General features: G+C 34.9%; 14 protein-coding genes and 1 CRISPR repeat array. Of the genes, 3 read left to right on the top strand and 11 right to left on the bottom strand.

Annotation, left to right across the window (positions count from 1 at the left end; genetic code table 11):
* Positions 1-482: 482 nt before the first annotated feature.
* Together HMPREF0874_RS04585 and HMPREF0874_RS04580 are read right to left on the bottom strand one after the other, a co-directional pair.
* On the bottom strand, positions 483-2,447 hold the full coding sequence (locus HMPREF0874_RS04585) for a hypothetical protein (RefSeq protein WP_008601947.1): 1,965 nt from the start codon (positions 2,445-2,447) through the stop codon (positions 483-485).
* Positions 2,444-5,293: an ATP-dependent RecD-like DNA helicase gene (locus HMPREF0874_RS04580; protein WP_008601945.1), complete on the bottom strand. Its 2,850-nt coding sequence runs from the start codon at positions 5,291-5,293 to the stop codon at positions 2,444-2,446. The genes HMPREF0874_RS04585 and HMPREF0874_RS04580 overlap by 4 nt, the downstream gene beginning before the upstream one ends.
* Before the next feature lie 980 nt (positions 5,294-6,273).
* Between HMPREF0874_RS04580 and HMPREF0874_RS04575 the strand changes: the two genes are divergently transcribed.
* Positions 6,274-8,292 carry a TM1812 family CRISPR-associated protein gene (locus tag HMPREF0874_RS04575; protein ID WP_008601944.1) on the top strand — a complete coding sequence of 673 codons (2,019 nt, stop codon included), beginning with the start codon at positions 6,274-6,276 and terminating at the stop codon, positions 8,290-8,292.
* Between the two features lie 60 nt (positions 8,293-8,352).
* On the opposite strand, the gene HMPREF0874_RS04570 is transcribed toward HMPREF0874_RS04575, so the two are convergent.
* Entirely contained in the window at positions 8,353-10,497 is a 2,145-nt protein-coding gene (locus HMPREF0874_RS04570; protein ID WP_039965179.1) for a TM1812 family CRISPR-associated protein, read from the bottom strand.
* A gap of 168 nt (positions 10,498-10,665) precedes the next feature.
* Here HMPREF0874_RS04570 and HMPREF0874_RS04565 point away from each other — a divergent pair, with 168 nt between their 5' ends.
* Positions 10,666-13,035: a hypothetical protein gene (locus HMPREF0874_RS04565; RefSeq protein ID WP_232197507.1), complete on the top strand. Its 2,370-nt coding sequence runs from the start codon at positions 10,666-10,668 to the stop codon at positions 13,033-13,035.
* Positions 13,036-13,843: 808 nt separating this feature from the next.
* Positions 13,844-14,740: a CRISPR direct-repeat array (repeat unit 35 nt; unit sequence GTTTCAATACCGTAAACGGTAAGCACTGTTGCAAC).
* A 442-nt stretch (positions 14,741-15,182) separates the two neighbouring features.
* Here the strand turns inward: HMPREF0874_RS04565 and cas6 are convergent.
* The 8 genes from cas6 to HMPREF0874_RS04525 all read right to left on the bottom strand — a co-directional run bounded on the left by cas6 (position 15,183) and on the right by HMPREF0874_RS04525 (position 25,246).
* The gene (cas6, locus tag HMPREF0874_RS04560; protein WP_008601932.1) at positions 15,183-15,953 is read right to left on the bottom strand and encodes a CRISPR system precrRNA processing endoribonuclease RAMP protein Cas6; all 771 of its coding nucleotides are present in this window, start codon (positions 15,951-15,953) and stop codon (positions 15,183-15,185) included.
* A 662-nt stretch (positions 15,954-16,615) separates the two neighbouring features.
* A complete protein-coding gene (locus HMPREF0874_RS04555) occupies positions 16,616-17,224 on the bottom strand; it encodes a hypothetical protein (protein WP_004694448.1) in 609 nt (202 codons plus the stop codon).
* 319 nt (positions 17,225-17,543) lie between these two features.
* Complete coding sequence (locus HMPREF0874_RS04550; RefSeq protein WP_039965178.1) at positions 17,544-18,410, bottom strand: sigma-70 family RNA polymerase sigma factor; 867 nt, start codon at positions 18,408-18,410, stop codon at positions 17,544-17,546.
* A 291-nt stretch (positions 18,411-18,701) separates the two neighbouring features.
* Entirely contained in the window at positions 18,702-19,766 is a 1,065-nt protein-coding gene (locus HMPREF0874_RS04545) for an ATP-binding protein (RefSeq protein ID WP_008601927.1), read from the bottom strand.
* Between the two features lie 462 nt (positions 19,767-20,228).
* Positions 20,229-21,377, bottom strand: a complete 1,149-nt coding sequence (locus HMPREF0874_RS04540) for a glycoside hydrolase family 3 N-terminal domain-containing protein (RefSeq protein ID WP_008601926.1) — start codon at positions 21,375-21,377, stop codon at positions 20,229-20,231.
* 413 nt (positions 21,378-21,790) lie between these two features.
* Positions 21,791-23,221: a [FeFe] hydrogenase, group A gene (locus tag HMPREF0874_RS04535; protein ID WP_039965177.1), complete on the bottom strand. Its 1,431-nt coding sequence runs from the start codon at positions 23,219-23,221 to the stop codon at positions 21,791-21,793.
* 440 nt (positions 23,222-23,661) lie between these two features.
* Entirely contained in the window at positions 23,662-24,036 is a 375-nt protein-coding gene (locus HMPREF0874_RS04530) for a hypothetical protein (protein ID WP_004694437.1), read from the bottom strand.
* A gap of 112 nt (positions 24,037-24,148) precedes the next feature.
* Entirely contained in the window at positions 24,149-25,246 is a 1,098-nt protein-coding gene (locus HMPREF0874_RS04525; protein ID WP_004694435.1) for a metalloregulator ArsR/SmtB family transcription factor, read from the bottom strand.
* Between the two features lie 102 nt (positions 25,247-25,348).
* Between HMPREF0874_RS04525 and HMPREF0874_RS04520 the strand changes: the two genes are divergently transcribed.
* Positions 25,349-26,704, top strand: coding sequence for an MFS transporter (locus HMPREF0874_RS04520; RefSeq protein WP_004698075.1), 1,356 nt, complete (start codon positions 25,349-25,351; stop codon positions 26,702-26,704).
* The last annotated feature ends 166 nt before the right edge of the window (positions 26,705-26,870 follow it).

Below are 26,870 nucleotides of genomic sequence, written 5' to 3'. Positions count from 1 at the left end.
AAACGGTCAGTTTGCGAACCCATTAGATCAAAAGTCCTGATAAACTTAGGTAAATACTGGTGGAAAATGATTTTACTAAGAATACAGTTATTATAAGGGTTTCTGAATTTTACGTCAATCTTCTTCATCATTTTCTTTTTAGCTTATTTTTATAGAAACATAGATATTGTCTATGTTTATTAGATTTTAGACTATTTATAACACCTTAGAAAATGATTTAAACCATATATGACATACAAAAAAGACCTACCCACATGAAATCATTTGGATAGGTCTTTGATTGGGATATGCAATATTCACGAACGAAATGATGATATAGTTTATTATATTTAATAGAAAGGAGGTAAATCATGTTATCATGCATATCCCTAATCACTCAGTTCTAACTGATATATTAATTATATTGGATATATTCTCATATACCTACTCAGAAAAACTAAGGTCTAATGTTATACCCAGCTTTTTTCTACTTACGATATTTTTTAATAAACGTCTCCTTGTAGATATTCAGGCAAATTTTTATAACCATCTTGTTCTACAGATTGAATTTTAATAGCACGCCATCCCCATTCTCGTTTTTTTGCGTTGAACGAGCGTATCGCAGTACCACTGACCACATCACCACTAATCAATTTATATTGCTCTACAAATCGGTCGTCAATAAATACATTTGTTTCATATGTGAAGGCAACTGTACCAACAACATTAACAATATTCTCAAATGTCATTACTAGTGAACGAGGTGGTTCTTGATTAACTTTGTGCCAAGATATAATATTCGTACCTTTAGAGCCATCACTTCGTTCATAAGTACTATAAACAACAGAGACTACATCCATAACTTTTAGCGGCTTATCCTCATCATAAGTACACACAATGGATACATCCCCACTAACAACAATATGTGCTTGATGATTACGCTCTATAATACGATTAACAAGACCACTTTTACTTAAAAGGGTTACATCCGAATTGATCTGTTCAATAATGAGTACCTCACCCTTACTATAACTAGTCCACTTAATTTTGGCTCGAATAGGAGTGCCTTTTCTATCAGATATTCCCTTTAACACAGATTTTTTGACATTAACGTTTACAGGGTTATCCAACTTTGTTTTAACGATATTAAGCCTAACCATCTGTCCAAAATCATTTGTATAAGAATCTCCAACAATACCTTCATACCAAGGAATATCTTTATATAGTAGTTCCACAGTAGGTTGACTATTCTCCTTATAAAAGTCAACATTATTTTTCTTACTATCAGGGACATACCAGTCAGATGCAATATAACCGTTTAAAACATCATCAATCTTCTGCTCATGATTTCTTTTATATGATACTAACTCTTGAATTTCTGCACTTGCTACATCATATTTTTCTAATGCGATTAGCTCTTTGATAACTCCAATTTTACCTCGCCCATTAAACTTTAAATCACCTTGGCATAATAATGATTTACAGTAACAAGCCAAACTAAGTTTAGAATCATCTTCTATCGTTTCTGCCAAACCATTCCACAGCCAAAATTCTTTAGGCTTAATTTGTAATAAATCAAGTATAAAATATTGAGCTTTACGTAACTCATTAGCTAACAAATAGGACTTTGTAATAGACCACTTTAAGAAAACCAAGTTTTCATCTAAACGGTTCATTTTTTCCTCTGCTAGATTGCAAAGGGTAGTAATCGTCTCTTTATCAACCTTTTTAGTAAGACTATCTAACGATTTCTTTAATATCTGTATAATAAGTGATGGCCAATCATGATACTTTTCATCTTTACCTTTATAGGATTTAGCTTCATAATCAATATTCTCAAAACAAGAGAAATCAGTATCTAGAGCATATCTATATAAATTAATCTGTCTCTCTACCCCTTCAATAGATACTATACTTCTCCAAACACAACGCATAAAAATAACTTCATTAGAAAGTCCTAAGGAGAATATTTCATCTAAATAAAATTGGATATGTTTGAAATTTGGAGTTTCTTCTTTAGCTTTTATAAATAACAATCTATACAAAGCCCAACCATATGCACGCTTAACAGAAACCTCTTGAGGGAATTGAACATATAGAGCTTTTGCTTTCTGTGCTGATTCTTTAAGTTTCCCGGCTTCCTTAAGCTTTTTAATAGTTGCCAATTCTGTTAGCACAGGACTGGAAGCACTTAAAAGATATTGCATATTCTTAAACAGAATCTCATCTGACTCATCAACCTCTAGCTTCTGCAATTCAGCACTATATTTTTCAATATCTTCTATTTGATTATTTTGCTTAGCTCTTTTAATGAGATCAATAACACACCACGCAAAAGCACGTGTATCCCATTCACTATGATTAGGATTATCCATTAAGGTTTGAGCCATCTTATAAGCCTGATCAATCTCCCCAGAGCGGCGCATCGTAAAAACATCGTTACTTGTTATAACTTTCTCATCGTTCATTTTGACACCCCATTTTCTAAAATGGTATTAATATCAGCCGACAGTTTGGAATCATTACATAACTTTTCAATGAGCTTTGTACTACTAATTCGTTTCTTACCATTGTAGTAAATATCTAATGTAATACATCCTTTGCCACGGATGAAAGTATAACGAACACAAAATGGCTTACATTCTATTTTTTGAATTTTAATATCTAAGGTTCTTAATTTTTCTGCTAGTGCTTCGCTATAACTTTGTAAAAACTCTTCATATCCAGTTTGAAATCTAGCATTTTGAATAATTTTCTGAGTATCAATCTCCTCATCATGATTAGAGATATTACTAGAAACAAGTCTCCCAACTAGGGTATTTAATATGGGTCCTATGTGATTTGTACTATTATTACTATCATGCAATATTCTTGAAATAATATGCTTGCCATTATAATAGACTCTATATTTTTCTACTGATCCACCAATATAAATTGTATAGATATCATGATAATCATGTTGTGCAATCGACTCAATAATACAACTATCTTCTGGTAATACTCGTGCAATCACCTCACAAATGTCACGAGAAATTCCAGAAAGTGTATCAATGTCAAATGCTACATGTAACTCTACATCACAGTCTTTTCTTAATGTAGCCTCTAACGCTTTACGATCATCATCTATATATAATTCATCTAATTTAATGGCTGAATCCACTATAATGTCAGACCAATTAATTAAATACAACTTATCTGCTGCTCGAGTAAGTCCTGTGTATAACCATCTAAAACCATTAGCAGATAATATATTTTGATAATAATGAGGATCTAGAAATACAGTTTTCCACTCACTACCTTGGGCCTTATGGCATGTAATAGCATAACCATATTTAGCTTGTACCGCATTGAAATAGCGATCCTCCTTCATAATCTGTAACCGTTCATTACTATTAATAAACTTCAACTTATTGTTCTTCGTATTTTGGTCTTTAGTCTCTTCTTTTATCTTCTTTGATAAGGCTGTTAGTGCATCACCATTTCGGATGCAAAAATCACGATACAACGCCTTTTGTTCATCTGTTGTAAGAGTACTAGTAGGTGAGTCTAATAAATGCTCAAGTAATAATGTCCACGCCACAGTACGAATGCCCGCTTCATTAACAAACTCAACCTCTACACGTCTAAAGCTCAGAGGTATTTGTATCTCTTTATTCAATGAAATAATGCGTTTTTCCACATCACCTACAGATATAATCGTAGCAAATTCACCATTATATACACGCTTACCATCAATAAATGTATTTTTTGTAAACATGATGCGGTCCCCTGGAACTACGCTATCCTCTTCGGGGAATAGAGATTCACGAATCATCTTATTATACGTACAAACCATATCATTTTTAGATGCAATAACTATACTATCCTCATCTATCTTATTATCACAGTTCATCATATAAGCATTTAAAAATTGATTGGTTTGTAGAGAAATAACCTCAGAATCATCTTGCTCAATGGTCAATTGATTAAATAAATCTTGAGCCAAATCTTCTCGAATTCTTAACGCATTTTTTAAAATAAGACTCGATGCCTTTTGCCGTACTACCTCAGTTAACTGGAATTCTTGTATAGGAAAATCTGGGGCATATATACTTGCAAAATACTCTTTTGCTAAAGCTGGCGAATAATTCATTCTAACCGGTGCCAATTGCGCATTATCACCAATAAAAATAACTTTTTTCTTATGATCATTGCTATCTAAATTAATAAAATGCATTAAATCATCTAATAATCGACCACTACCAAAACGAATAAACTCATTGTCAGAAATAGCATTAGACAATAAAGAGCTTTCGTCAATCAAATACACATGATTAGTAGGATTCTCATTTTCTTTTAATTGAAAAATAAGTTTAAAGGTTTCTGCCTCTTTATCCTCACCATACTCTTCTAATTGATCAAGAGAGTACAGCATGGAATGAACTGTAGTTGCTGTTTTTCCCGTTTTTTCACGTAATACAAGTGCGGCTTTACCAGTTGGAGCAGATAGACTCGAGCTACGACCAATACACTGCAAATAATTCACAAGGCCTTTAAGAATAAAGGTTTTACCTGTACCAGCGTAACCTTTTAAGAGAAAAATATGCTTTGAATCATCATTAATAAAAGTCTCTAGTTGTTCAACTAGCTCCTTTTGTCCAGAGGTTAACTCATATCCAATATATTCATCTAACAATTGATAATGTTTACGTGTTTCCTCTGGATATAACTCAATCTGATGCTTTTTAATAACATTTGTATACTCTTTTGCTCGTTCTTCAGTAATTTCATGACGTGTTTCAGAATCAATATCTTTGTACATCTTATTCTGTTTAGCGAAAGTACCATCTGGATCATCAAACACTAATTTTAATTCATTATCCAAATTGATAGGTTCTGCTTTAGGTGCAGTCATAGTTTTCTCAGGTAAGGCAAACTCTGGGTATTCAAGTGCATCAGGATCCATTTTAAAATATAACCATTTACCCAATAAATAAGCTTCTTTTAAGCAATGATTGACTGCATCTTGCCCGTACTCTAAAACTTGATGAGCCGCTTTATTACCATACACACGAAGCACATGAAGTTTATCACTAATATCTGTAGGAACCGCTTTACAAAAATTGGGCTCCTGTAATTTATCACAAAAACTAATTCTAGGATTATTAGGTAGCCTTAAATCATTATAGATATTTTTAACAAAATACTCTCCAAATACACGTAATTTGATGAGCGAACTCTGATGATCTGAATATAAATATTGCTCAGACTCCTTCGCTAGCTTATATAAATCAGAATCTATATATTTAAGCCTAGAAAAGTTATTTGTCTCCATTTTGCACCTCAAATATCCATAGATGTATAACAAATTACTATTCCTTATGAAATTTCCATGAATTATTCATTTTAATTATATGATAGACAAAATAATTCCGTCAATAATTGTGATATTTCTCACAACACAGTGAATAAATACCCGAGCCAATACAAAACCCAAGTAATTATGAGACACACTCCGTTTTTATTGTAGATATTAAAATTTTGCGTATACCCAAAATGTACATATAAAAAGACCTACTCATATGACATCATATAAATAGGCCTAATTAATATCAGATTCAATTATAACAACCAAAATTACTCCTCAACATAAACATGAACTAAACCAAAATCTACAAATTGTGCCATACAAATACCTCCTCTAATACTTTTTATCTTTAAATAATGCACAAAGGGCTAAGTCTACAGCTAATCTTGCAAATGAATACACAGTATCACCTACCTTTCTTATTTATATCAACCAATGATTAGTCACCAGACTTTATTGCTTGATATACGGATACACCTAATGATACACCTACTGCAAAACCTTCCCATGCGGCCGCGGCCGCTGCTGCTGCTAAAAATGGTAACATAGTAATTCCTCCTATAATAAAATCTTAAACAATATAATACAACTTCAATTACAAATCTAGACATCCAATCTTACTACGCATATTACCTCCTTGTTTTATAAAACTAAATTAACTATCTAAAGTATAAACTAATCTAATTTACCCATGAATTCATAAAAACTAGGACGAACCTTTAGTCTTATACTTCAAAAGTATTTCGTATCGGCTACAAGATTATTATAAAACGAAAACTTAAGTGCCCCTATTCAAGAAAACTAAGACAAAAAAGTGAATCCCAATATTCACTTTCTATGTATGTCAGTTTTTACACCAAACCAGTCTCTATGTAATTCTTATAAAATCTGATATAGTATTCATAAAAGATTCATTTTTTAAATCTTAATTTACTAGGAGTCCTATTATGGAACATCATATTTACCTAACATTTTTAAGCACCTTACATACGAAAAATAATCCATATAATCCGCAAAAGCTAGAAAAAACAGTTGTTAATCTTACTGAGATAGCTCCCTTTGATATCATCCGTCAAACCAACGAATCCGCTTTAAAGTATCTTTTACATAATAAGATAAAAGAAAATTCCAATTTCAAATTAGATAAGCTGTTCTTTTTTAAATCACCAGAAATGGAGAATACGTTTAAAGAATCTACCATATCAAGCCTCAATGTATTTGAAGAGCAAATGTGTGATTATATCAATAAAACAAGTATACCTATTACGTGGAGCCCAGAAACAATTAATTATATAGATTGTGGTGACATCGACTATATAGACAATCTAAAGGACAGCATTATAGATATGTCTCAAGCTATAATGGAATATTATAAAAGCAAGTCATCTGATGACAGGGTTATCTTACATGTAGACTTATCTGGTGGCCCACGAACAGCTATTATGCTAATGATTGCCATCATTAGACTAGTAGCTTTTCAAGGTATTGAAATTGGATCTATTTTATATGCCAATGTAAATGCAAATAACAATAGCATAGTTCGAGTATATGAAGGGAACTCCATCTATAATATTTACGATATGATTACAGGATTTGCTGAGTTCAACCAATTTGGTAGTGTTGATACATTAAAAAACTATGTAAACACCTTAGACAATCCCGATGTCCAAATCAAGGAACTAATCTCTAGCATGGGAGATTTTTCAGAAGCCGTTCGTCTATCTAGTCGCGGTATATTCCAAAGATCCATGGAGGACATTCATAAACTTTTAACAGATATCGAATCCTCTAAACAAGAAATACCTGCAAATAATATTGAAAACCATAAAAACTTTGAAATTGAGGCACTCAAATTAATGAGTGGCAAAATTCAAAATAACTATAAAACAGTGCTAGCTAATAAAGAAGACGATTTAGCATACATTGATTGGTGCCTAGATAATGGTTATTTACAGCAAGCCTTAGCACTATTCGCTGAATTTGTACCTCGTGCTATTTTAGAATCTAAAATGATTATTTTAGATGACACAATCTTCCCTACAGACTCAGACAATGAATTGAGTGCCTCTATGGAGAACTTTAATACGATTAATGAGTATACCGCCAAAACAATGGAAATCGTAAACAATAGAGCGACTAAGATTAATAATAAAATAAAAAGCATATTACTGAAATACTTTAGTGGTGATTTTTCAAAAGAGTCTAAGCGAATTATCAAAGAAGCATTAAAAGACAAGAAAAATAACACTAGCACTAACATTACTAGAGAAGATACACAATATCCTAAATTTGAGGAGCAACTAATAAACGATATTAATCAAATAATCTTAAAAGAAGCAGAAAAAGAGCCACATAATTATTTGAAATACAAAACGTTTACCAATAATAATGTTAATGTGCCTAGTAAGCTACTGCGACTTATCAGTAATATAGGTATAAATACCAAATCTATTGTAGGTATAAATGAGTTCAGTAAAGATATTAGAAGATATTTTACTGCTGCACTTGTACATCAATTAAAAGAAATTAAAGATTTACCTAGCGATGTTGTAACAGTTAATGATCAATATGAAATTACACTTAACGACACTAATAAACTCTTTAAGGTAAGAGATGCATTTATTTCAATCTTCACGAACTCAAACAATGATTATATATATCGTTTTCTATTTGCTAATTGTGTGTCATATCAATATCCAATAGATTTATTCCCCCATCAACTTTATGGAATAGATGGACTCACACTTAATTCAGTATTAAAAAGCAATCCAGAAAAAATAACACAAGTAGCTCGCATATTAAACCTTTATAGAACATTAAAAGGTAGTCGAAATGATACGGCACATGCACGTGAAGAAAAACGGGGCCAGTTTATTGAAAGTGAAGACATAAAAAGGGAATTAAAACAATGTCTTAACGATATTCGTGAGGTTCGTGAGTATATCTGTACGTATAATCAACAATAATTTCATAAAAACCAAAAGGCTATAGATTATTACTATCTATAGCCTCTTATATTAAATATCCTATTTTCTACTCAATTCTCTTGCCATTGCTACACATTTACGAATCTCATGGCGTAGTTCTTGGGATGTAGTATACTTACATAGCATTTCTTTATTCGCATGGTTACTATCATTACGTGCCTTTTTTATCTCAAAGTATTGCTCAATAAACTTCATTGTCTTAGTTACATCCTCTAATGCTACATGCGGAATATATACACCCGAAACCTCAAATAAAGGAACCCCTTTATCATACGGTTTTCGTTGTGATAATAATAACTCAGCCGTAGTCACTGCACTATCTTTAGCATCTGGTAATTGATGCATAATAAGACTCTTATAGGCCTTATGTTTCTTCTCTTCTATTAAATGCTTTAATATTCCATTACATACTATATTACGGGCTAACATACTCGTTTTTTTCAACCTAAACGAAGAATTATCTATATCACAAATAATATACTCTTTATATTCCTCTTTACTTAAAACTTCAGATATTATATTTCTACACAATGACTCTGAAATATTATTAAAAGCTTCTATATTCTCTGCACTTTCAAGAATATCTTGCAAAAACGAGATATATTCTAATAATGTATAATGTTCAGCATATCTATCGTCTTGTAAATAAAGTGTAAAACCATACTGATTTAAGAGAACCTCACATTTTTCTCTAAGTTTAGTAGTAGCTTCATCCACCATCAGATTAATTCGGCTTTTTTGTTTTTCCAGATTTTTTTCAACAAATTGTAGTCTTTTTTTTTCATTTCGTACTAATTTAATATAACTAGTAATTTCTTTATCGATTTCTGAAGCTACTTTATCTTTTTTTGTATTTATCATAGCCGCCAAGTTTTGCATACGAGCATTATTAATAGAATTGAATAAGCGCATAGGCATAGACCGTAGATCTTTTTCATAAGATTTTTTATCATGATCGGGCATGACTACATTATAAAATGTACTAAACTGGATATTATTCCCCGCTCTATTCCATGCTTTTATAGCAGCTTGTAACAATCTCTTTTCTTTATTCTGTTGCGTATCTTCATAATATGCATTAAACACAAGTGGATCACACTCTATAATACCTTTATCTACTGCGTATTCCGGTACATATTCACAAAACAAGGTAAGTGCTTGTTGTAAATAATCATGATCTAAACACCAATCAATATAGGCTAGTTCATCAGAAGCATGATTGCGATGATGTTGTAAAAGTGTAGTATACGACTGCTCAATAGGTTTATGCAATAATTCAATTAATTCTTGGTCAAAGGTCTTATTGTTATCTGTATTATTTGCCGTACTATGTACTAAGGCTAAGCTATCATCAAGACGAGCTATAGATTTTTCAAATGCACCACGGCTTGAAATATTAATAGCTTCTGAAAAGCTGTCCATAGCTTTTAACAATTTTTTTGTAGCGATAGCAGTCGATTCAATATTACCTGTTCCAATATTTTCAGGTGGCTTAAAGTAAGTATTTAATTTTTTGGCACTACCAAATAGTTTAAATTCTTCAAATCCTGCAATAATATCAAAAAGCTCATAAATATCTAGCACTTTATGAACTGTAATTTCTCCAGGGCCGTTTTCAATCTCCTTATAACCAGAGTAATATACATCATCAACAATGATACCATGATAGGCGAGCAGTCTACTAATAACAAGGAGAATCATAGCTGCATTGCGTGGGCCACCAGTGATATCCATATAGAGGCGGACCTCATCTTTATCATTGGTGAAAGTATCTTTAAACTCGAGAATCTTCTTTGACATCTCAATGATGCTAGACTTAATACGGCTAATATCATCTAAGTCTGTACCACATGGGACATGATCAAGAGCATCTAAAAAAACTTGCTCATCACGGCCCATTACTTTGTAAAACTGACGCATCTGATTGATAAAGATATCATAAGATGATGGGCTATCGCCTTGACGTTCCATTACGCCATCAGTACATAATAAATATACCTTATCAAAGGATATCTCCCTCGTTTTTTCATCCTTCCATGTATGGTATAAAATATATTTCAAAGACGACTCATTTGTGGCAATGCTACTACGAATAGCAGCTTCCATATCTGTATTTACAATCGTCTTTATACTCGTATTAGACACCTTACTCAAAAAAGATAAAAATATATTATGAATTGCCATAGCTTTCACCAAACTTACATTAATTGATTAACTACACTTGGTCATCCGTGTATTATCAGAACCTAACCTCGAATTTTATCCTTACATTTTATATTGTATCATGTTATATTCATAATTAAGAATTATTTTGTACAGTCGAGAATGTACATATTTAAAAGGGAGTCAATAATGGCAACAACAACTAATTATCTAAATGATTTAGCTAGTATGCGCCAATTTATCCGCAGCTTAACCTTCGGGAACCATAATAGAGGTAAAGCAACAGTTCGTGGTATCAAAGAAAGTCAGCACGACGATGTGATTCGTCGCCTTGATTATTTTGATATCATACGTCACATTTACACGCAAAGAATTGGGAAAACATCCATTCATCATTTGGCAAAAGATGATTTTATAGATGGCTATAATTATCTTAACAATTTATATGAATTATATGCTGCCGTTCCAGAACAAATTTATGTACAGCTCTGCATCTTATCATATATTGGAGCAAACGATGATGTAACTATTACAGATTTATATACTAATTTAAACCAAGAACCATACTTGGATCACTATATTGATTTAGTAAAAAACCTATATGAGCAACGAAATAAAAAACAAGAGCCCCCTTGCATTATTGACCAACAATATATTCAACGCCAAGTAAAGACTTTAGAAATTTTAGGTGCTATCACCAAAACAGAGCTCACAAAAGGCTATACATATTCAATAAAACCAACTATTATAGAGGAACTATCAAAACAGCAGTTGCAAGAGCTAGCAATGGCAGTATTCTTTTATACTAATGTTTCTATTACTTCAGCAGCAGGTCATATCTTACTCAAGAAAATTATGTATTTAATTAATGACTTTTCTTTAAAAGACCAACAAAAGTCTATGTACTATGACTTTAATAATACATATTTTTCTTTCAAGGATAATAATCCAAATAATGTAATTGATGGAGATATTTTCTACCCTTTAGCCGATGCCTTACATCGACAAAAAAAGGTGCGTCTATCCTTTTATGAATCTGGGAAACCTAGGGAAATCGTTAGTCCATTAGCGTTACAAACCTATTATGGGGAAAATAAAAATATGCTATGTAGTATTAATAATGGACGTATCCAATGGAATCGTATTGATCGCATCAAGTCTCTTGAGGTTACAAAATATAATAGTACTAATGCTGTACCAAAAATACAAACAAGAGATAAAACATTTGATACTTGTATCATTCACTTCTTGACCTTAAAAGATTATGAGTTGGTCTACGATAAATTTATTCGTCATTTCAAAGAGTCACTAACAGTGCTCTCAAGAACAGATGAATATATAGAATTACAACTAGAAGTACCAGATGCATTACAATTATTACCGCAATTACGTAGCTATTTACCTTATGTATATATTACATACACAAACAAATCCAGTATTAAGGATAAATTCTACAATAATTTATACGCCTCTTTAAATATAGATTTTGTAGAACCAGAAGGATATAAAAAGCGAAAGAAAATTAATCGATTCCTTCATCCACTCCAAAGAAAAGAATCTGATAATAACAAAACCAAAAAAGACAAAGACTTAGATGGTACCTATGTATCATCCGTTTTAAATGATATCAATGCTATTACCTTTACGATACAATACCAATTGCAATTAGACTTAATTAATGGTGTTGTCCATACAAAACAAGATATAGAAGGATTAATTAATCATCGTAGGCTGCTCACGCCAGCCCCATACAAAAAAGTATTGCGGAATGATGATTATGAGCAATTTCTAGCCGATGCATTAGTAGAGCCGAATGAAAATGGTGAAGAGGTTGAGTCTATTCTTCCAGATTTACCTCTTGTTATTATCTCTGATGCTGAAAGAATGTTCTTAAAGGACCTCATTTCCGATACTCGAGCTAACTGGCTGCTTTCACCAGAGCTATGTCAAATATTATCTACTGAATTAGAAACTGTAGATACTACCTTTCCAAGAGGATCATGGACACGTGTTCCAACCATGACAGACGATACTCCGTTAACAATGCAAGTAATCACCCAGTGCTTACAAGCTATCCAAAATAACGAACGTATCATGATTCAAGATAAGGAGCTATCTCCTTGTCGGATAGAATACTCTGTAGGAAGCAATGGCTATACGCTTATTGCCTATGACCATGCAACGGATACCTTTTTAGACTATCCACTACGCAATGAATCTAATATCATAAAAACGGCTGCACCACGACTAGAAGATATAGAAACTATATATGCTAACTATAGAGATGAATCAAAGCGAACCGTAACATTTACCTTGCACGATGCAAACAATGCAGTTGATCGTTGCTTTAACTATTTTAGCAACTATACAATTCAAGCTAAAGATATCAACGATGAAGAGTTTACCATTGAAGTTAGCTATCTTCCCTTCCAGGAAGTAGATATCTTACGACATTTATTAAAACTAGGCTGTGCAGTCCGAATTACAGATGATGGTCCGTTAAAAAAGCAACTAGAAACAATTTATAAAACAGCACTCATTCATGCACCTAGTATCTAATATTTATAAAATTATACGATTAAAAGGATATCTTTATATACAATAGAGGTATCCTTTTAATAAACTAAAAGACCTAGTCACATATCTCTATGCACTAGGTCCTTTAACTTTCTTGTATCCAAATCAAAATCTACACCAATTATACAATAATACTATGTACTAAAACTTAACGAATCCAAAAAACCGAGGTCACTTACTATGCTCTGTTCGAGATAGTATGAAGCCTGACATATGATTAACTGTCTATACAATTTAACAAAATAATTACTTTTCTAATCCAATTCTATACTTACTCAAAATATCACCACCTTACACACTTTAACCGATCAACATACATAAATAAAATTACTCTTCAAGTGCATCAAGCACCGCTACTAACACTGCTACTGCAGAATCCACTGCTAAAGGTGACATAACATCCCTCCTATCATTACAACTAAATATACTATTATTAGAATAATCCATTCCAATTAACGTTCATATACTACCTCCTATACCTAACACTATACATATTTTCTATAATCCCCAACAAGCTACCAATGATTTAATACAAAACTAAGATACCCTAAGCATATTAAAATTATTACCGCTTATCGGCTACATCTTTAGTATAGGATGAAATCTAATATAACCAAATTCAAAAAAACTAAGACTAAAAAAACGAGTGAATCAAAAAATTCACTCGTTTTCTATTAGATATAAAAATATAGTGCAACCCCTTATCACCTTTATTTACCTTCAATCTGTATAGATAACTGCAATATGGTGGATTTCATCGTTGTGCTGTGCCGCTTCTACCTCACAGTCTGCGACATATATCATAACGGTAAGTACTGTTGCAACGTAATTGTGGAAGTGTGGATGCGTTCCTTGGTTGCTTTCAATACCGTAAACAGTAAGTACTGTTGCAACAGCAAATAGAGTTGTAATTATTATGCGTAATGTAAACCGGTTTCAATACCGTAAACGGTAAGTACTATTGCAACGAGAATTATTATGTGTGTTATCGCAGTTTATGAAGCGTTTCAATACCGTAAACGGTAAGCACTGTTGCAACTCATAGTGAGCAACATTAGTAACTTTAATTTCATCAGTTTCAATACCGTAAACGGTAAGCACTGTTGCAACTGAATTTCGCTACCATCCGGGGAGCTTAATGATCCAGTTTCAATACCGTAAACGGTAAGCACTGTTGCAACCAAACCAGGCGATAAGGTAGCTGTTCCTATCTATCGGTTTCAATACCGTAAACGGTAAGCACTGTTGCAACATAATACTGTGATTTTACCTGCACAGCATTTTAGTTTCAATACCGTAAACGGTAAGCACTGTTGCAACTAAGAATTTCTATGCAGTTATATCTGCAGAATATACTGTTTCAATACCGTAAACGGTAAGCACTGTTGCAACGTATAAAAAATAATAAAGATGCTAGCAAATATAGAAAAGTTTCAATACCGTAAACGGTAAGCACTGTTGCAACGATGCTTTTTTAATAGCATCATTACGAACTCTATCCAGTTTCAATACCGTAAACGGTAAGCACTGTTGCAACAATATAGAGTTGTCTAGGGTGTCAGTTGTAGGCATGTTCATAGTTTCAATACCGTAAACGGTAAGCACTGTTGCAACTTTTTGTCCCTTAGGCTTCTGAGGAACGCCATTAGCCTGTTTCAATACCGTAAACGGTAAGCACTGTTGCAACAGCGTGTCTTAAAAAGCCAGTATTCATGGGTCTCAAAAATAGGTTTTGGCAAACCTCACACCGTAAACGGTCAAATTGTGCTCCCATTGGCTCTAAAATGTCGATGAGCATAGGTAAATACTAGTGGTAAATGATTTTTCTAAGATTACAGTTATTATAAGGGTTTATAGATTTTACGTCAACAATTAAGTTCATTTTCTTTTCATTTGAGTTTAAAGAAAAATATAATCAATCATCTACCCTTATTACCCTTAGTCTAAGACCATACCATAATATCCATGTCAATTCTTCTCATTTAATACCATATTTAGACAATTAAGATACTATCTACTATCCCCAGATAAACAAGTAAAACTGTACAAAAAACTCTATCTATAAATTCAGATAAAGCCAATAATATATGAATATTAGCTTTTTAACATTCATATATTTCTAGTGGAAACTATTCTATAATTTCACACTTCACACCACCCATACCAAGTGCCGTTTTAATACCAAGTCCAGTAAATTGACTATAATAACTTAATAGTGCCAAAATTTTTTGCAATTCTATATTTCTTTTAAATTGCATAACAATTTGACCTCGGAATCCTCTTATCTTTATGCCTTCAAGACTATAAATTCCCATACGTAGATTATAGTCTCGTATAAATACTCCCTTCTCAAAGGTATCTATAAGGGAATCAGCATCCATCGTTCCAAAAGTACTAAAGTGATTCCATTGACGCAATAAATAGCGGTATATACGAAATGCTTCAGGGAAGATTGTATATTGCTGATCTACTTTAAAACTTGTGGTACTCATGCACTGTAACTTAGTCTGAGAGTAGAATGCATCACTACTCCAGAACTTATGTATCAAAGCCTCATAGGAGGTTTCTTCCAAAATAGTTCTATCTTTAATATATAAATAACCTCGCTTTTGCTTTAAGAAGATTTTCTCAGGCATTTCTAACGTAGGTCTTACTATACGATTAACTGCATCAGCTGTTACAGCTGAAAGACGCCATATATATTGTTTTTTATGTTTATTAAAGTAAATATATTGGCTATAAGGACGTAAACCAGTCTCATGTAATTGGCCTGCATACTCTGTTCCCACAAGCTCCATTAGTACACCATGTAAAACACTACCTATGGACTGTACAATTTTGATAGATAGATCTGCAACTATAACCAACTCTATAGACATAATCTCTACATTATCAGACAATAAAATCCCTCCTTTCTATGTTACGCATATCTGAATATATAACACTCACAGTCTATCGATTTCATTATATATTCATTTCTGATTAAAACCAATAGAAAACTATCTAATTTATACAAAAAGCCAGTATATCCACTAAAAAGAATATACTGGCTATATTTTTGTACCTATATGAGTTTTTGACATAAGAACCGGTCCCGTAAAAGGATTATTTAATTTAACATTAGACATGAATTGCTGCATATCATTAATGATGATTTCCATATGTTTCCGTCCCCTAAAGGGGATTATTTAATTTAACCCTGTCTTTGAAACAACAGATATTTACTGGTTCTAAAATACCAAAAACGGCGGAGATTGTAAATCCACCCCGAAAGGCACTTTAGCGAGCTAAAATAATACCGTTTAACCGCGCTACTATCACAACGGCGCAGATTTGGTTTTCAAAAGATTAAATCTAAGTCTATTATAGCATATCACTAGCATTAATGAAAAACATATGAAAATAGAGCCACCTTATATAAGGTAGCTCTATTGAGGTGCAATATTTAACTTATTTTCAATAGTTCATCTGCTCCCGCAGTTCTATTTATTTTCTTATACGCCTATCCTCCTTTTCCAGATTTCTCTCCACCCTCCTACTTCTACTTTCACCGTCCAACGAGTTATCTCGTTAGGTCTCTCCAGGCGATAAATAGTTCGGCCACGACTTGAGGGTTTTGGCTGAGTTTGATGCGGGCTAGCATTTTTCTCACGTAGTTGCAGTGTTCTAGCATCGCTTCGTTCAGTTTGTGTTTAACATGACGCGGGGATTGGTACACCAAGATTGGTGCAAAGTCCGCCACATGAATATAGCTCGTATCGGGTTCCGGACCTTCCGTAACGATATATTCATAAGGTATAGCCACGTTAAAGAGGCCGTACACCACGTCCTTGCCGATAGGGCGGCGACATTTAATATGAGCAAAGGTTAGATGCGGACCATAGGTCTTAGGCGCGGTATAGCTGCTACGCCGACCGTCGCTAGTCATGATGTAATTAGGTCTCAGCCCTTCCTGCATCGCTAACTCGCGCGTAATCGTGCGCATTGGCAGATGAACCATTTCTTCCCGTCCATCCACAAAATAACACTTCGTACTGTCCCCACCACTAGGTTGATAGGTAGGAATAAAACAAACAATGTGATTCTTTGGATTCGTATAAATCAAATCCAAGTCTTCTCCCTTAGATAGCCGAGCGGCCATCAAATCTGTTAGTTTATCATCTATTGCCATGGAATCCTCTCCAATCTAATCAGGAACATTCCTTTCAACAATACAATGAACACGTGTTCTGTGAAAGCAGATTAGCATGCTTTAATCTGCTGCTGACTTAATTGTATATCAGCCTGTATAATTTGTAAATATATATACAAAACTATAGAAATTTACGTATATTTAATGACTTTATGATCTTGTAAAAGTTATATATACCTTGATGTGTCATTATTTTCTCATTTAAATTGAGAATTGCATATTTTATGTATATTCGTTAATCGAGATTAAAAGAAATATGCAATATATAGGATATAAATAAGAAATTAAATTATAATAACTAATGTACACGCACGTCCGTAAAGTCTGTACTCAAATACCTACGCAGCTTCCGAATGGCTCGTTCGTGACGCCGTTGGATGGCTTGGCGGCTGCAGTTCAATTCTTCACTAACCGATACCAAGCTTTGGCACTCACCGTAGACACGGCGCAGTAGGTCTCGTTGATCAGGCGATAGTCTGCCTAAGGCCCATGCGAGGCGTGCTCGCAGCCTATGCTCTTCATCGGCACTCATCACCATATCCGCTACATTCTCGCCAGATGCGAAGATATCCATGCCAAAGGCGACTTCTCCATCATCGGTGGTGCGATCTGGGATGTGTATTTCACGACGATAACGCAATCGCTCACGTTTCCAGTACCGCATGTAACCGTACATGATGCCAGCTTTCACAAAGCCTGGGAACGGTACGGCCCCATTCAAATCAAAGCTATAAATCGATTCTATAAGGATGGCCCAGAGATAGCTCTCTACGTCCTCGCGGAACTCGCGGTTTCCCATGCGATTCGTATAGTGCAAGATGAGCGGTCGATACCTGCGACAAAGCTCGATTTGTGCCGCATCATGACGAAGCTCATCAACGGACCACGGCTGATACCCTACCGTCTGAATCCGCATATTCGGCTTTTGACAGATGGACACGAGGCTCTTGTCCGACAAGGACGATAAAACTTGATGACCACAGACGAGGGTCTGTAATTTCAATTCCTCTGGAATACTTTCCCTAGACTCATTAGCTTTCGATAGTAAAGAATGAGATGGTAATGCCTGTGTTTCTAACGTTTCTGACTGATAGTTGTCATGTTGTAAGTTTGCAGTTTTAATACATGTTTTTTGTACTAAAGGTTCTTCGTTTGTGTATAACATAAATCCCCTTTCCTGCCATGGCATAGCGCTTATGTACACAATACCGCGGAAAGAGTGTTTTGACAAATCAGCAATTCCTCGGAATTACCCTATATTCTGTTATATTTGAACCTTAATTTCTATCCATAGTACACCGTACCTATGCGATTCAAAGGGTAATTGCTGAAAATAGATAATTACCAAAAATGACACCACATACATAATGTGGTGTCATTTTTTAGAGGAAATATACTATCATTGGGTAATAGTATTCAATCTTTAGGTAGTAGTATTCAATCTGAGATTGTCTGATTAAATCGCAATACACGCGGCTTGGACAAAGTCGTTTAGCTGCGGTTTTACATGATTATAATATACATCAGCGCCATAACCGCGCACGATATCGCCCCAATATTTATATACATAGCGGTACCAGAAATGGAACATACTGTTCGTAAAATGGTAATCCGCGTACTTTGCGTTCCCACGGTTACTTGCCTGAATACGGCCCACGAGCCCCATGGACATGAGATCGTTCAAACGAGATGTAAAGGTGCCACTTTTAATTTGGCTTTCTTGTAAAAGCTCTACGTAGTACGGTCTTTCCAAGCTAGCAAGGCCCGTTAAAATGGCATTGGCGCCAGTTATATTCTTCATATCTCGATGCAAAATATATTGTGTTTCTTCAAAGAGAGCTCCCGTTACTGAGAAGAACAAGTTAATAATATTCGTATCGATGCTTTCACCATTATCAAAGTATTGCACATAGGCAGGTAACCCACCGGTTACGGCAAAGACGGTGCGCAAATCATCCTTTGCATAGTGAAGTCCCAAGGATTTCATATCAACTAAGGAAAATGGTTTCACCTCAAGATATTCGGACACGAAAGGCCCAATGAGGCTGCGATCGCCAATGATGCGGCCATCGAGCTGTTCCAGACCATTAGCCATCAATATGATGTTCAAACGGCTCGTATCTTTATAGGTATCTAATAAATCGCGCAAGTGAATGGGAAACTGAGGAACAGCTTCCACCAAGGATGGATAATCGTCAATCACCACAGTCTGAGGTGTTTTCACACTGCTTTCAAAAAGTCTCACAAAAGCCTGCTGCAAACTCTCTACAGGCTCGAATGTATCTTGAGCATTAGCAGGAACAAAACGTGCCTCAAGAGCTCTATTTATATCAGCCACATGGACGGATTCATTAGCCATACGCCCCGCCAAATATATCGCCTTATGACGGCGTACAAGTTGCGAAGCCACATAGGATTTACCACTGCGATGAGGACCATATACAACACATAAACTCATTTGGCCCATTGCAATTCGGGACTGGATACGCTCTATAATTTCAGCACGTCCCACAAAATTCATATACTCACCTCCAACTATTTACGGAAATTATTATATCATAATTTTAAATCATTATTAAACTTTTTTTCATATAGTTAACATAGCTTTTTATTATGTTAATTTTTTTACGCATCAAATCAGAGCTTTTATGCGATACGTGTTGCCTTACTATCATAAAAGGTCTTATGATTACTTTATTTTCATATACCTTTGATATCCACATATCCTATAAGGCATGGTTATATAAGTTATACATTATAAGATAAGCTATACATATTAAACTATAGATTTTAATCTATATAGTTTAATCCATATATTTTAAAAATGACGTGCTAACCAAAAAGTATAGCACGTCATTTGCATGTTAAGTATATTAAATTATTACTGAATTTTCTTATACTAAGTCTATTAATGGTAAATTTCTAACTTGTAAATATCTAATTCGTAAATTTCTGATTACAAAATCTAATATTCTTAAATATCTTATGGATCAATTTGCGTTTGCATTTTCATCAATAAGATGCGCTTAACCGATTCATTGAGGCGCTCGGTCGTAATCGTTCCATCCGCCACCGCTTGCGTCAGTGCACGATGGACTTCATCGATATGAATTGTATCCGCATCAACAAGAATGAGATCACTGCCCGCCAAAATAGAGGCCACAGCGTAATCCCCTATCTTTTCGTTGGATTGCAACGCACCCACATCGATACGGTCCGTCATAACGATACCCTTATAACCGAGCTCCTTGCGAAGCCAACCGTCTATAATCGGCTTAGAGGAACTCGCCAAGTGTTTGTTATCGATAGCGGGAATCTGGATGTGACTCATCACAAGCATATAGCTATTCGCCGTCGTCTGCGCAATGAGACGTTTAAAGACGGCTACATCATTATTGCTGAGATACGCTTTCGCCTCATTAGCTGATCCAAAAGATGCATCCCCTAAGGTCACCGCCGGAAAGTAGTTATAAGCGGACCACATATGATTAATTTGGTAACGCTCCACCATGGCAAGGTTTATGTGACCCGCCCACGTGGGGTCGGATGTATAGGACATATTTGGTACTCCAAGGTTAGCATTAGGCCCAATAACCAAGTTAAAGCCCATATCCCGCATTTCAATAGCAGATCGCGTGGCCAAATTAATGATACGATCCATAGGCAATTGCCCCCATCGATTGGGCTTCGGCAACCGCAAGAAACTTTCATTCCCATGCAATATGCGATCACGATGCACCGCAATATAAGGTGTCACCATGCTAGAGGTTATCGCCGTTTGCATAATATCGCTGGTGAAAGTTTTCACTTGGTTCTTATTAATAAGATTTTCATTCGTTAGCATAACGCCACTGACACGGTATTTTCGGATCACATCCTTTTGGGATTGTCCTATCGTGCTACCATGAAGGCTGATCATCATCAGCTGCCCCACCTTATCCTCTTGAGACATGGCCGCAATCCAAGTGTCCACCTTTTCAGACACGGGTTTGTTGGACTCCAGGACGGCACGGTACGATACGGTTCGTACCGTTTCTTGTTCTGCCTGACTCTCATGTTGGCATCCAGTTGTACCAACGACAGCAACTAGTAAGGCAAGGCCACTCAGGACCCGCCGAAAAAACTGGTTCATCTCTCCTAAAAGCTCCTTAATGCTTACGCAATATTATGAATATTATGGGCTTTCTATGTTGCTCTCCCAATGCAACACCCATAAGTCCCCTCTTGATCCGTACAGTATATTTTTATATTATACACTAAATGATTCATCTTTTCCTCATAATAAAATAATTTTTTTTATACTGAATTATTATAATAAAGTTATACAGTAAAAATATGTGAATTTTGAATAATTATATAAAAAAATCCTACGAATCGTTTAAAAAGTGACCGCACTGTAACAAAAGGCTACGTGAGTATCAAGTCACTCATGACCCGTAGGATTTTCTATTTTATATTGTTGTACCCTAAATAGCTAACGCTACTATGAGTGTATAAGCATTTGATTACTTTATAACAGCCTGCTGTTTGAGTAATCGACTATTATTAACCTTTAAATTTAGGGGATGTTGGACATGTTTCAGGTGTTACGTCTTTACGAGTACCAAGAACCGCACTGCGGTTTGTGTAGTGTGTGTGTAAAAGTTCGTGTGCCTTATGGCCCAATGGTTCACCTAAGAAATCTTTGTACAAGGTTTGGATTTCTTCATTTTCATAGGACGCAACCCATTTGTAGTTTTCGTCAGCTTCGTAAAGACCGCCGATACGAGCTTCCTTAGTTTTCACAGCTTGCGGCAATTTAGTGCGCGGTTGACCGCCACCACCGATACAGCCACCTGGGCACGCCATAACTTCGATGAAGTCGTAGTGTTTACCGCTGTCTTTCAATGCATTCAAGAAGTCACGTGTGTTTTTACCACCGTGAACAACGGCAACGGACAATGTTACGTCATCACCCAATTGAACAGTTGCCTCTTTTACGCCTTCCATACCGCGAACGTCCTCGAGGTGAGTCAACGCATATGGAGGTGGCTCTTTATCAGTGAGGAGCTTGTAAGCCGTACGCATCGCCGCTTCCATAACACCACCTGTGTTACCGAAGATGATGGATGCGCCAGTTTCCATGCCGATTAAGTCGTCGAATTGAGATTCTTCCACTGTGTTGAAGTCGATATGTTCCTCTTGAATCCAACGAATAAACTCACGAGTTGTAATGGAAATATCTGTATCCATGCCAAGGGATTCGTCATTGTGGTAACGAGCCGCCGCATTTTCTTCTTCCCGTTTCGTTTCTGCTTTTTTAGCCGTACAAGGGTTTACAGATACGGATACGATCTTACGAGGATCGATACCTTTTTTCTCTGCAAAGTACGTTTTAATCATAGCCGCTTCCATAGCGATACAAGAACGTGTGGAAGACAAATTAGGAATCAATTCAGGGAAGTAGATTTCCGCAAAGCGTACCCACGCTGGGCAGCAGCTTGTAAACTGAGGAATTTGACCACCATTTTTAAGGCGTTCCACAAGCTCGGATGCTTCCTCCATAATGGTTAAGTCCGCACCAAAATTAGTATCTACTACATAGTCTGCACCAAGTTTACGCAAGGCACCAACCATTTTGCCTTCCAAGAATGTACCTGGTTCATAACCAAAGCCTTCACCGATGGATACACGAACTGCTGGAGCTGTTTGGATAACGACGATTTTCTCAGGATCAGCAAGGGCTGCTTTTACCTTTTCAAGCTCAGATTTAGCATGCATGGAGTCGAATGGGCATGCTGCCGCACATTGACCGCAATGGATACATACAGGCACATCGCCGTTTGCATCAAGGTCGTAGTAATCAAGTACGCTCATTACATCCGCACAAGCGCGACGGCATAACGTACAGTTTTTACACTTGGAAATGTCGTGATAAATGGATGGATTGTCCAGTGCAATCGGCACGCGTTTATCGATAAATTCGTATTGAGACATGAGGACCTCCTCTAACAAACTATAACTACCAAACCTATTGGGGCGAAATATGCTAAACTACGGAGCACTGCGCCCAAGCCATACTTCTGCATCTTACCTATAGTATACGCTATGGTGAAAGTTTATACTATGTAGAATTGTTACACTTTTGCACAAAACCTCTGAAAAAGTGTACTATAAATCACATTTTATCATGAAAAAATGAATAATTCACCTATCTTAAGGGCATTAACTAACGTGCCTTAATATGTGACTTACTTATTAGCACTATAAAAACTATTGGCTTAATTGTTAATACTATAAGAACTAAAACAAAATTATATTGTACATAAAAAACGCACGCCCTCCATAGGAGAACGTGCGCAAGTGAAGCTTTCACAAAATCATTCAATCTAGACAAGCCTAAATTAATCAACAGTGTACTCGTCTGTAGGATTCAATTATTTACCGCCCCAAATAAGTTGGAATACAGCGTACGCAGGCGTACCTGGCTCAACTTTACGGCTATTTTTATTAACTTGTTCCTCTTTCACAACATAACCTTGTGGGTTATAAAGAGTCACCTTAAGATCCTTAACTTCCCGTTTTTTATGATTGAACTCTTCAGTCACAATATAGTGGTAACCTTCATAGTCCATAGCTTTAATGTCCATTACCGCTTTTTTATCATCTTTTTTAACGGAATCGTTGTCGATAGACCAAGTAACACCATTGCTATCAGTGCCTACTGTATACCAATTAGCCGCATCAACACTACCAATACCGCCGATTAATAATGCGCCTGCTGCCAAAACAGCTGCCAATGTTTTTTTCATATTAATACCTCTCAAAGAAAATACAAAAATATACAAACTAGTATATAAGGGAAAACTAAATGTTATATGAAAACTATCTCTATCAACCCACAACATGGTAATTCATCTTCGCTTAATTTCGAAAGAAGCGATAGAAATTCGGCATAAGTTGAGTAACTAACTCTGTCGGTTCATATAGAACAAACTTCTTCACTTTTCTTGCTTTCAATAACTTTGCGTCTTTTAAAATTTGTAAGTGTCTCGATACGCTTGATTCAGTCATTAATAAAATTTGCGCTAAAGACTGTGTCGTACTTGGTTTTTCCAAAACATAATTCATAATTTGCAACCGCACTGAATCGCTCAAGGCTTTAAAAATAGTAACTAATCCCTCCGGTGTGGAGTTATAATAACTTGGTTGCTCCGCAATATCATAAGTAATAGCAATTCCTTGATTAAAAGATTCAACAAACAGATGCGGCCAAATAAAATAACTTGGTAACAACATAATAGAGTCACTGTCCTTTAAATAAACCTCTTGATTAAAAGGTTTAATAATAGCTAAAGCTCCTTTTTCCCAATGGATTCGATCAATTTGTAAATGATTAAACATCTCTATAAAACCTTTTTCCCTCAAAAATGAAGATTGCTTTTGTATTTCAATTAAAAGCTTTTGCTCAATTGATTTTTCTTTCCAAGTATCATCAAAAATTGATTTTCTATACCAATCAATAAAAGAAAAAAGTCTCCTATAAACACTTGTAGCATTTCGCTTCAAATCTTTAAGCAATTGATCATTTTCATTTAAAGAAAAATCTTTCCACTCTAGTCCTTTTGCTAATGTTGGAATAAAGGCATTTTCTCTATCATCTATTATTCTCTCCAAATACTCAATTAATTGAATAGTCGGATAATTAACCAGAAATTTCTTTAAATTTTGTATTTCCTCTTCAATCGTTGTCATATGATAACGAAAATTACAAAGTAAAATAGGAGAGACCCCCAGTTCATAAAAAAGTTGGAAATAATGAAGATTCTCATAAAATTCTTCAGTAAGTTTATCTTGTATCTCAATCACCCAATCAATATTAGTTCCATGATGGCGCGGATTTAAAAGCACATGTAAACTTCTAAAAAGTTCATTTAAAGGGGAATACACAAATTGTATTCTTTGTATTAACGTTTCATTTGTTTCCAAAGCATAATCGCTAAACCGAATTGTAATAGACATAAACATCCTCCTAAACGATTCGATATTTTTTGAATCGTTTGATTATAGACTTTAGACTTATTATATTATACTTAATAGTTTTAAAGAAAAGGAGAAATCTTTATGAATAAACAATTGCAAGATTTACTCATAACAATTGTTGCAGGTATGGGAATGTTATTATCCACTCTCGATACAGGAATTATCAATATAGCATTACCCTTTTTAAAAGAACAATTTCAAACTTCAACTGATATTGCAGCCTTCACAATAACCGGTTATACTTTAGCTTTAGCTATCTCTATCCTACCTTTAGGCGTATTAAGCGATAAATTTGGAAAATTAAAAATTTCGTATTTAGGATTCGTGCTTTTTGGTCTAAGTTCTTTATTTTGTGGCTTAATTAACAATATCAGTTTATTAATTATTGGACGAATTTTTCAAGGCATAGGAGCGGCTGCTTTACAAGCTACTTCTGCCGCACTAATTACAACTTTAGTTTCTGAAAAACGTAAAAATAGCTCTATTGGTATCCTCGGAATTATGATTGGTTTAGGCCCTATTCTAGGGCCCTCTTTAGGCGGGATCATACTTTCGTTAAGTTTCTGGCAACTTATTTTTTTGATAAATATTCCTTTTGTAATTCTCGGAATTGCATGTAATAATTTCCTTCTCAATAAACTCTCCGAAAAAAACAACAACCGACAATTAGATATGCTTGGAATTACTATAAACACTCTCATGTTAGTTTCTCTCTTATTAGGATTATCTTTATTAAACAAATCACATCTATTTGTAGTTGGTATAATCCTGATACTATCTAGCTTGTTGCTCGGAATTATATTTTACTATGTGGAACTTAATAACAAACACGCACTTATCGATATCAAAGGATTAAAAAATAATCCTCAAGTAATCTCTTACCTTTTTCAAACAGTTACTTTTGGCTTTGCCTCTGCAATGATCTTTTTACTTCCTCCCTTCATTTTTGAACAATCATATCATCTAGAAGTGGGGCAAACTGGATTTCTTGTTCTAGGAGCTCCTACAGGGCTGGTGCTTTTTTCAAGAATATCCAGTAAAATCAATAACGGCAATAAAAATAAGCTATTTAGCCATATTGGTCTAAGTATTATTATCATATCCTTGATTTTTCTCTTACTGATCAATCCTAACTGGCCTTATCAACTCTTAACATTAGGATTATTCATCTACGGTATTGGTGGAGGATACTTTCAACCTGCTAATATTGCCAGTATTATGCAAGCCAGTCCTATGGAAATCCAAGGAAGTACAGGAGCTTTGCAACGAATGCTGCAAAATGTTGCGATTTCAATCGGTTCAGCTATTGGTGCAACTTGCTTAAATATCTGGTCAAATGATTTATTATTAGCAACTCGAATTGGATGGGGAATTACACTAATTCTGGTTATTATAAGTTTAAAAGAAGTATTTAAATTTTCCCATCATAATAGTTAATACAATCTAATCCAGAGGCTGTAATTAAAACTAAGTTTTAATTACAGCCTCTTTGTCATATCTATTCAATAACATACCTACCTAAAACAAAAACACACTCACCTTGGAATATTCTCTCTGTATGAAAAAATGAATCTGACACGATTGAATATGGATATTCGCCCTG

It is taken from the genome of Veillonella sp. 6_1_27, assembly GCF_000163735.1.
Classification (GTDB): domain Bacteria; phylum Bacillota; class Negativicutes; order Veillonellales; family Veillonellaceae; genus Veillonella; species Veillonella parvula_A.
This window is presented reverse-complemented; position numbering and strand designations above follow the sequence as displayed.

Excerpts from the sequence above, each read along its gene's own strand:
- HMPREF0874_RS04555 (WP_004694448.1), bottom strand. The coding sequence starts at position 17,224 with ATGGCAATAGATGATAAACTAACAGATTTGATGGCCGCTCGGCTATCT.
- HMPREF0874_RS04525 (WP_004694435.1), bottom strand. The coding sequence starts at position 25,246 with ATGTCTATTACAATTCGGTTTAGCGATTATGCTTTGGAAACAAATGAA.
- HMPREF0874_RS04520 (WP_004698075.1), top strand. The coding sequence starts at position 25,349 with ATGAATAAACAATTGCAAGATTTACTCATAACAATTGTTGCAGGTATG.
- HMPREF0874_RS04535 (WP_039965177.1), bottom strand. The coding sequence starts at position 23,221 with ATGTCTCAATACGAATTTATCGATAAACGCGTGCCGATTGCACTGGAC.
- HMPREF0874_RS04550 (WP_039965178.1), bottom strand. The coding sequence starts at position 18,410 with ATGTTATACACAAACGAAGAACCTTTAGTACAAAAAACATGTATTAAA.
- HMPREF0874_RS04565 (WP_232197507.1), top strand. The coding sequence starts at position 10,666 with ATGGCAACAACAACTAATTATCTAAATGATTTAGCTAGTATGCGCCAA.
- HMPREF0874_RS04580 (WP_008601945.1), bottom strand. The coding sequence starts at position 5,293 with ATGGAGACAAATAACTTTTCTAGGCTTAAATATATAGATTCTGATTTA.
- HMPREF0874_RS04530 (WP_004694437.1), bottom strand. The coding sequence starts at position 24,036 with ATGAAAAAAACATTGGCAGCTGTTTTGGCAGCAGGCGCATTATTAATC.
- HMPREF0874_RS04540 (WP_008601926.1), bottom strand. The coding sequence starts at position 21,377 with ATGAACCAGTTTTTTCGGCGGGTCCTGAGTGGCCTTGCCTTACTAGTT.
- HMPREF0874_RS04585 (WP_008601947.1), bottom strand. The coding sequence starts at position 2,447 with ATGAACGATGAGAAAGTTATAACAAGTAACGATGTTTTTACGATGCGC.
- HMPREF0874_RS04570 (WP_039965179.1), bottom strand. The coding sequence starts at position 10,497 with ATGGCAATTCATAATATATTTTTATCTTTTTTGAGTAAGGTGTCTAAT.
- HMPREF0874_RS04545 (WP_008601927.1), bottom strand. The coding sequence starts at position 19,766 with ATGAATTTTGTGGGACGTGCTGAAATTATAGAGCGTATCCAGTCCCGA.
- HMPREF0874_RS04575 (WP_008601944.1), top strand. The coding sequence starts at position 6,274 with ATGGAACATCATATTTACCTAACATTTTTAAGCACCTTACATACGAAA.